This window comes from Ideonella sp. A 288, assembly GCF_002198735.1.
Lineage (GTDB): Bacteria > Pseudomonadota > Gammaproteobacteria > Burkholderiales > Burkholderiaceae_C > Pseudaquabacterium.
In genome coordinates this window covers 1-8,525 of the sequence record NZ_MWLO01000036.1, presented here as the reverse complement: position 1 = coordinate 8,525, position 8,525 = coordinate 1, and the positions used below count along the sequence as shown (strand labels likewise).

At 69.2% G+C, this 8,525-nt stretch carries 6 protein-coding genes; 4 read left to right on the top strand and 2 right to left on the bottom strand.

All coding sequences use genetic code 11. The annotated features are described in order from the left end of the window. The first annotated feature begins 87 nt into the window (after nucleotides 1–87). A complete protein-coding gene (locus EOINJALH_RS01800) occupies nucleotides 88–981 on the top strand; it encodes an IS110 family transposase (RefSeq protein WP_255406944.1) in 894 nt (297 codons plus the stop codon). A 312-nt stretch (nucleotides 982–1,293) separates the two neighbouring features. Here EOINJALH_RS01800 and EOINJALH_RS01795 read toward each other — a convergent pair whose 3' ends face one another. Next, nucleotides 1,294–2,574: an EAL domain-containing protein gene (locus EOINJALH_RS01795; RefSeq protein WP_088278598.1), complete on the bottom strand. Its 1,281-nt coding sequence runs from the start codon at nucleotides 2,572–2,574 to the stop codon at nucleotides 1,294–1,296. Next, nucleotides 2,564–5,305, bottom strand: a complete 2,742-nt coding sequence (locus EOINJALH_RS01790) for an ATP-binding protein (protein ID WP_088278600.1) — start codon at nucleotides 5,303–5,305, stop codon at nucleotides 2,564–2,566. The genes EOINJALH_RS01795 and EOINJALH_RS01790 overlap by 11 nt, the downstream gene beginning before the upstream one ends. 265 nt (nucleotides 5,306–5,570) lie before the next feature. Here EOINJALH_RS01790 and EOINJALH_RS01785 point away from each other — a divergent pair, with 265 nt between their 5' ends. From EOINJALH_RS01785 to EOINJALH_RS01775, 3 genes are all read left to right on the top strand, one after another. Further along, complete coding sequence (locus EOINJALH_RS01785) at nucleotides 5,571–6,713, top strand: helix-turn-helix transcriptional regulator (RefSeq protein ID WP_088278597.1); 1,143 nt, start codon at nucleotides 5,571–5,573, stop codon at nucleotides 6,711–6,713. Between the two features lie 390 nt (nucleotides 6,714–7,103). Beyond that, complete coding sequence (locus EOINJALH_RS01780) at nucleotides 7,104–7,919, top strand: ZIP family metal transporter (RefSeq protein WP_158219610.1); 816 nt, start codon at nucleotides 7,104–7,106, stop codon at nucleotides 7,917–7,919. Between the two features lie 93 nt (nucleotides 7,920–8,012). After that, nucleotides 8,013–8,525 (top strand): thiamine pyrophosphate-binding protein (locus EOINJALH_RS01775; RefSeq protein ID WP_255406943.1); only part of this gene is annotated, 513 nt, incomplete at its 3' end.

Here is an 8,525-nt window from a genome sequence, read left to right as displayed (position 1 = left end):
TGGATAACCCTGCACCGCAGACCATGTCGACCCCAAGCCCGGCTTGAGACTCAAGCCGTTACCCGTCCGTGAAAGTGGGGCAAATCCATCAGCAACGATCAGCCGGGCTTCAAGGCCTTGCTGCTGTGGCTCAGCGCCCAGGTGCCGGACGGGCATGGTGGTGTGCATGTGTGCATGGAAGCCACGGGCGCCTATCACGAGGCGCTGGCGCTGTTCCTGCATGACCAAGGCGTGCTGGTGTCGGTGGTCAATCCGCTGCAGGTCAAGCGTTTTGCCGAATCCAACATGGTCCGCAACAAGACCGACGACGGTGATGCCAAGTGTCTGGCGCGGTTCTGCCAGGTGCAGCAGCCCGATCGGTGGGAGGCGCCCACGCCCGGTGTGCGCGCCCTGCAAGCCCTGGTTGGGCGGCTGGAGACGCTGCAGCAGATGCGCCAGGCCGAGTGCAACCGATTGGAGGTGGCGCACGAGTCGGTCCGCGCGTCTATCGTCAAGTTGATTGCCGAGCTGGACGGTGAGATCGAGCAAGTGCGCAAGCAGATCGACAAGACGATCGACGACGACCCTGACCTCAAGCGGCGCGACGAGTTGCTGCAGACAGTTCCAGGCCTGGGCGACAAGACGATTCCGCAGCTGCTGGCCTACATCGGGCGACCAGAACGATTCAAGTCGGTCAAGGCGCTGATCGCCTACGCCAAGCTGGCGCCGATGATCAAGCAATCGGGCATCTCGTTGAACAAACACCGGGGGACACATCCAATGGGGCACACGGCGCTCAAGCAGGCGCTGTACTTCCCGGCGATGGTGGCGGGGCGCTTCAACCCTCTGGTCGCAGCGTTCTGGGCCCGGCTGAAGGCGCAGAACAAGCCCGGCAAGCTGATCGTGGAGGCCTGCATGCACAAGCTGCTAGCCATCGCCTATGGCGTTCTGCGGTCAGGCAAGCCCTTCGACGCCAACCATCTGAAGCATGCAGGCGCTTGACAAAGACAACGGTGTCTTTACCTGCGCAGAACAGGGCAACCCGTCACGGCGCTCCATCACCGCCGAGGTGCCGACGAGAACGATGGCGCGTCGATGTGCGCCGCTGTATCCGGGCCGAGGACGCCGGGTGGCCGGATGACGCAGGTAAAGGAGGAGCCCGCGGACGCGGTCGTCCGCGGGCGGGGGACACGGAGTCAGCCGGCCACCCGGTGGCCTCGGCCGCGCGCCGAAGCTGAAGGAGTTCGAACAAAGCGGCGCGTCGCAATGACCGCTGAGAGGTCCAACCCGACTGGGGCGGCAGGAGACGTGTGCTCAGTGGGCCGCCTTGCGTCCGTCCTGCAGGAACGCCGCCACGTCGGCGGGTGCGCAGGCCGGAGCCAGGGTGTCGCCTTGGCCCAGATCGCAGCCTTCCCACTTGAAGAACTGCGCGTCGCTGTCCGATGAGACGCCGTCGGCGATGGCCTGGATGCTCAGCGTCTGGGCCAAGGCGATCAGCGAGCGGGCGATGGCCATCTGCTCTGGGTTGCCAGACACCCCGCGCACGAACAGGCGGTGGATCTTGAGCCGGTCGGGCACCAACTGGTTCAGCCGCTGCAGCGAGATGGTTTGCGCGCCGAAGTCCACCAGCGTCAAGGTCACGCCCAGTTCGCGCAACGCCGCCGCGGCGCCGCGCAGGTCGGGGTGGCCGCCCAGCCAGGTCGCTTCGCCCACCAGCAGGTCGAGCGCGCCGCGTGGCAATGCGGCGTCGCGCACCACGTCGAGCACCGCCTCCAGCGTGCCGCAATCGCCGAGGCTGTCGGCCACCAGCGGTATCGACACCGTCACAGGTGCGCCGCGGGTTGCGCGCCATGAGCGCGCCCAGAAGCAGGCCTGCGACAGCAGCCACAGTGCGATGCGGCGCCGTGCCGGGCCCACGGGCAGGGCATCTCGCACCCGCTCGGCGGGCAGCAGGCCCAGCGACGTTTTCCATTGCGGCACCAGTTCGATGCCCGACACCTGGTTCGAGGCCAGTGCGACCTCGGGCTGGGCCTGCATCAGCACCGAATCGGCGTTGTGCATGTGCACCAGTTCCAGCGCCAGCGCGCTGCGCGCCGTGTCGGGACCGGGTGGGGCCGCGCGCTTGAGGTCGCGCTCCAGCATGGCCCGCAGCGAGCGCGTGTATCGATAGGCCCGCAGTGCAGAGACCACGATCGAGTGCAGCCTTTGCGAGGTGACGTCGGTCTTCAGGCAATAGCCATTGATCTCGTAGCGCAGCACCACCTCGCGCTCGGGTGCCATGCCGGGTTGGCCGGTGCGCAGCACGATCTGCACGTCGCTGTTGCGCAACTGGCCGCGGATGTACTGCACCAGCGCCACGCCGGCGTCGTCGGTTTCCATCACCACGTCGAGCAGCACCAGCGCCACGTCGGCGTGGTGCGACATCAGCTCGCGCGCCTGCGCGGCCGAGCCTGCGCTCAGCACCTCGAGCTCGCGGCCCTCGAAGGCCAGGTCGGCCAGGATCAGGCGCGACACCTCGTGCACCGCCGGTTCGTCGTCGACCAGCAGCACTTTCCAGCGTGCGGTGTCCGGCGCGGGTGGGCTGTCATGGCTCATGGGGCGGTGTCCTCGGCAAGGCGGCCAGGATGCGACCGACGTCGGGCGAGCGTCGGGCCACGCGTGGAAAGACCATGGCGAAGCGGGCGCCGGGGCCGGCACCGGTGCCCAGCGTGATCGTGCCGTCGAGCTGTCGCGTGACGATCTGGTTCACGATGTACAGGCCCAGCCCGCTGCCGCCCAGCATGCGATTGGTGGTGAAGAAGGGGTCGAAGACACGGTCGTGCAGGCCCGGGTCGATGCCGCGGCCGTCGTCGCGGAACTCGACCAGCACCTCATCGTCGTCGCGCAGCGAGGCCGCCACCGTGATGCGTCCCGGCCCGCCAGGCTCGAAGGCGTGCTGCAGCGCGTTGATCGCCAGGTTGGTGACCACCTGCGCCAGCGAGACCGGGTAGCTGTCCATCTCGATGCCGGGCGGGATGTCGACAACCGCCTCGACGCCGGCCTGGTCGAGCTTCGGTCGCAGGTCGCTCAGGGTGTCCTCGACATGCTCGCGCAGGTCGAAGCGGCGCCGCGACTCGCTGATGCGGTCCACCGCCAGCTGCTTGAAGTTCAGCACCAGCTGCGCCACGCGCCGCGCGTTGGACAACAGCAGCCGCGACGCCTCGGCAGCGTCGCGCAGGTACTTCGATTGCGCGGTGGTGTCGAAGCGGCCCTGGTCCACCAGGGCCTGCGCGGCCTGCGTGCGGTCGCTCAGGTAGGACGCGGTGCTGACTGCGATGCCCACCGGCGTGTTGATCTCGTGCGCCACGCCGGCCACCAGGCCACCCAGCGAGGCCAGCTTCTCCGATTCGACCAGGCTCTTGCGTGTCTGCTCGAGGTGGCGCATCGAACCCAGCAGCTCGCGCTCGGACTGCTCCTGGCTCTCGTGCGACAGCACGATCCACCAGATGCCCATCGACGACACCACCAGCGTGGCCACGTACAGCCGCACCAGCACGTTGACCAGGTTGGCGTCGGTCGGCGCGCCGTGCAGGTCCATGAAGCGGTAGGTGAGCAGGAAGGCGGCGCCCAGCAGTGCGGCCGCGACGCTCATGAGGCCCATGAAGCGGCCCACCCGCCGCAGCACGTGCGGCCGGAAGCGCAGCGCGCCCAGGGTGGGCTCCGGCGCCTCGTCCTGCCGCGCCGCGGGCTTCTTGCAGAAATCGTGGCAGTGCAGTTCGAGGCCGCAGCACAGCGAGCACATCGGTCCGCGGTAGAACGGGCAGTGCGCCATGTCGGGCGCCTCGTACTGCTGCTCGCAGATGCAGCATTCGACCAGCACGTGGCCGGGCTGCAGGCGGTAGTGCCTGTCGGGCCGGGCGATGTAGTAGCGCCCGCCCGTCGCATAGGCAATCACGATCGCCATCACGAACGCGACGGCCAGCGCGATGAAGCCGAAGAAGGCCCGGGCCACTTCGCCGAGGACGCCGGCATACGCCAGGATCGCCACCGCCGAGGCGATCACGGTGGCGCCGCAGCCCACGGGGTTGAAGTTGTACAGGTGCGCGCGCTTGAACTCGATGTACGGCGGGCTGATGCCGGTGCGCTTGAGCACCACCAGGTCGGCCACCAGCGCGCCGATCCAGGCGATCGCCACGGTGGAATACACCGACAGCACTGCCTGCAAGGTCTCGAAGATGCCCAGCAGCGACAGCAGCAGCGCGATGACCACGTTGAACACCAGCCAGACCACGCGGCCCGGGTGGTAGTGCGCCAGCCGCGCGAAGCAGTTCGACCAGGCCAGCGAGCCGCTGTAGGCATTGGTGACGTTGATCTTCACCTGCGACACCGTGACGAAGACGGTGGCCAGTGCCAGGGCCAGCACCGGATCGCCAACCACCTGCTGGTAGGCATGCACGAACATGTGGATCGGCTCCACCGCCTGCCCGATGCTGCTGCCCATGCGCAGCGCCAGCACGGCCAGCAAGCTGCCGGCGCAGATCTTGAGTGCGCCGATGACGATCCAGCCCGGGCCCGACATCAGCATCGCGGCCCACCAGGCCCGCCGGTTCTCGGGCGTGCGGTCGGGCAGGAAGCGCAGGTAGTCGGCCTGCTCGCCGATTTGCGCCGCCAGCGAGAACAGCACCCCTGTGGCCGCCCCGAACAGCAGCAGATCGAAGCTGCCGGCCCCGGCGGCGCTGCCCTCGAACGTGGTCCATGCGCGCAGCAGCGCAGGGTCTTCGAACAGGATGAAGCCGAAGGGCAGCACCAGCAGCACGATCCAGAGCGGCTGCGTCCAGGCCTGCAGCTTGTTGATCGAGGTGACACCGAAGAACACGATCGGGATGATCACCAGCGAGCACACGAGGTAGCCCACCACCAGGTCGAGCCCGATCGCCAGGTGCAGCGCCTGCGCCCAGATCGCCGTCTCGATGGCGAAGAAGATGAAGGTGAAGGACGCGTAGATCAGCGACGTGATGGTCGAGCCGATGTAGCCGAAGCCGGCGCCGCGGGTGAGCAGGTCGATGTCGACGTTGGCCACGCTGCACCAGTAGGCGATCGGCAGGCTCACCAGGAAGATCACCAGCGCCACCACCAGCACGGCGGCCAGTGCGTTCTGGAAGCCGTAGCTCAGTGTGATGCTCGCGCCGATGGCCTCGAGCGCCAGGAACGAGATGCCACCGAGCGCAGTGTTGGCCACGACCCCGGGCGACCAGCGCCGGTACGAACTCGCGGCGTAGCGCAACGCGTAGTCTTCGAGCGACTCGTTCGCCACCCATGACTGGTATTCGCGCCTGACTCGTAGCATGACCTGCGCCACTCCGTCGAGGCCTGCCACCCCGGTGCCCGGAGCGTACCCGATCGTTGCGACGCCCGCATCCTCGCCTGCCCCTGTGTCGACGCGCGTGAACGGCGCCGCCGGCGATCCGGTGGTGTGCGGATTGACAGGCCCGCTTCGCGATGGAGAATTCGCGCACGCTGGCGGTCGATGGACGCCCTTCCGGGTGTCGGCACCGATCGCCACAGCGGCTTGGCATTTGCCGCGGCCACTGCGAGCAAGCGGAGCTGACTCAATGGCGAGCAAGGATGGGCATGGAGGCGACGCGCCTGCGGTGCGGTCGTTGGTGTGGGCGATCCATTCCGCCAGCGTCAGCGACACCGCGTGGCCGGACGTGCTCGAGCGCGTGCGCCTGCACCTCGATGCCTGCGTCGTCACGCTGGGCCACCACCAGTTCACCACCGGGGCCGATTCGGCGCTGTTCGAGTCGCCCGGCGACCTGCGCTTCAGCCAGGACATCGCCGCCTACTCGGCGCGCAACCCATGGTTCCTGTCGAGCGAAGACTACGTGCCCGGGCGGGTGATGACCGGTGACGAGCTGATCAGCCACGTCGACCTCCGTCGCACCGATTTCTACCGGGGCTTCCTGCAGCCCCGCGGCCTTCTGCACCGGCTGTGCGGCGTGGTCGCAAAGCGTGCCGCAGGCGTCCACTTCGTGTCGGCCTATCGCACCGAGGCGCAGGGTGCCTTCGGTGGGCGCGAGCGTGCCGAGCTCGAGGTGCTGCTCGATCACATCACGCTGTCGCTCCAAAGCCATTGGCGCTGGCAGGAGGCCGACGACCTGTCGCGCGCGCTGCTGTCGCTGTCCGACCACGACAGCAACCCGCTGATCCTGGTCACCGCGCAGGGGGAGCCCGTCTACCGCAACGCCGCGGCCGAACATCTGCTGGACCGCCGCGTCGGTTTGCGGCTCGAGGGCGGGCGCCTGGTGGCCGCCAGCGGGGCCGATCAGCGGATGCTGGCCGAGACCATCGCCCGCGTGGCGCGCGGTGACCCCGCACAGTCGGGTGCCGCACCCGCAGTGGTCACGTTGGCCGGCTCGCCGCCGGTGGTGGCCGTGGTGCGCGCCGCCGGCCAGGTGTTCAACCGCGAAGTCGGTGAGCGCCTTGGTTTGGTGATGGTGGCGGTGCGGGGCACGCATGCCGCACACGACCCCGCGCAGTGCGTGTTCGCGCGCCAGTACGAACTCACCGCCGCGCAGTCCAAGGTCAGCGCGCTGGTCTTCGCCGGCCAGCCGCTCGCGGCCATTGCAGCCTCGCTCAACGTGTCCGAGAACACCGTGCGAAGTCACCTCAAGCAGATCTTCCAGAAGACCGACACGCACGGCCAGATGGACCTCGTCCATCTGCATGCCCGCGTCTGCCCGACGTTGCCCTAGAGCGGCTGCTCTGTTCGGGTGAGTGACGCCTCATCCGATCGGGTGAGATGCAACTCATCCGTTCGGGTGAGACGCCTGTCATCCGGGTCGATGAGACCGAACTCACCCTGGACGATGAGGCCCCGCCATCCCACAGGATGAGTGCGCCGGGTGACGCACAGTGAGCGGCCTTGCCCGCCGCGGGGGATTCGCCGGTGGCTCGCCTTTCCTACGATGGACCGTGTCTGCGCGGCATGTCGCCGCGCCCGCCCCCGTTCACATCACACGGCATGGAGCATTCATGACACCGACAGGTCCTCGTGCAGCACCCGGAAGGTGTCCGCACCCTGCGTCGCCCCGAGGGCGCCGCTGGCTGTGTCGCGACGGTGGGATCGTCCGGGGGGTGGCCGCGTGATCGGGCTCGATGTCGTGCTGGTGGCCTGCGTGCTGACCAACGCCGCGGGCCTGGTCGCTGCGGCCGTGGTCATGCACAGCCAGCGTGCGCGCCGTGCCGGGCCGCGGCTGGTCAGCTTCGCGATCGGGGTGCTGCTGGGCGCCGTGCTGCTCGACCTGCTGCCCCACCTGTGGGAGGCCACCGGCAGCGTGCTGTCCGTGATGGGCCTTTTCGCGGCGGCGCTGCTGGCCAGCTGGCTGTTCGACACCGCATGTGCCTGCAGCCACCGCTCGGTCGCATGCAACGCTGTCGCGCAGGCGCCGACGAACCCGCACGACCTTCACCACCACCACCTGGTGCCTGAGGCGGTCGATGCGGGGCGCGGTGCGGCAGTGCTGCTGTTGGGCGACCTGGTGCACAGCGTCGTCGATGGCGCGCTGATCGTGGCCGCGCTGGCGGTGGGCGCCGTGCCCGGCGCCGTGGCCACGCTGGCGGTGGCCGTCCATGAGGTTCCCCGGCGCGTGGCCATCGTGACCTTGCTGGTGCGCAGCGGCTACCGCCCCGCGGTGGCACTCGGCCTGTCGGTGTGTGCCGGCGTGGGCACGGTGCTGGGCGGCGTGCTGGCCTGGTGGTCGGCCGAGGCACTCCGGCCGGCGCTGCCCGCCGCGCTGGCGCTGTCGGCGGCGGCCCTGTTGTATGCCGCGCTGTCGCAGTCGGCCCACCTGGCGGGTGCCTGGCGGACGCGGGTGCTGACGCTGGAGTTCGGGCTGCCCTTCCTGGCCGGCGTGCTGATGATCGGCGGCACGCACCACCTGCATGAGCTGTTGGGTTGATAGGCGGGTCGGCCGGCCAGCGTTCGCGCTCCAGCCCGCCGGCTGGCCGCCGCTGCGCGAGAATCGTCCGACCCCACTCCCCGAGGCCGAACGATGTCCGAACAGAACGGTGCCGAATCGCTGGTCAGCACGCTGGCCGCCAGCCAGGTCGAGCTGTGCTTTGCCAACCCCGGCACGTCCGAGATGCACTTCGTCGCGGCGCTCGACCGGATCCCGGGCGTGCGCTGCGTGCTGGCGCTGTTCGAGGGCGTGGCCACCGGCGCGGCCGACGGCTGGTGGCGCATGGCCGGCACGCCGGCGGCCACGCTGCTGCACCTCGGCCCGGGCCTGGGCAATGGCTGGGCCAACCTGCACAACGCGCGCAAGGCGCGCTCGGGCATCGTCAACATCGTCGGCGACCACGCCACCGGCCACGAGCCCTTCGAATCACCGCTGAAATCCGACCTGGCCGGTGTCGCCGGCTCGGTGTCGCACTGGGTGCGCAGCTCGCTGCGGGCACAGGACGTCGGCGCCGACGGCGCGGCGGCGGTGCAGGCGGCGCGCGACGGCGCGGTCGGCCGCATCGCCACGCTGGCGCTGCCGGCCGACACGGCGTGGGGCGCGGGC

Bases quoted from the DNA above. Each gene is read 5' to 3' on its own strand.
- EOINJALH_RS01795 (WP_088278598.1), bottom strand. From the start codon at position 2,574: ATGAGCCATGACAGCCCACCCGCGCCGGACACCGCACGCTGGAAAGTG.
- EOINJALH_RS01790 (WP_088278600.1), bottom strand. From the start codon at position 5,305: ATGCTACGAGTCAGGCGCGAATACCAGTCATGGGTGGCGAACGAGTCG.
- EOINJALH_RS01785 (WP_088278597.1), top strand. From the start codon at position 5,571: ATGGCGAGCAAGGATGGGCATGGAGGCGACGCGCCTGCGGTGCGGTCG.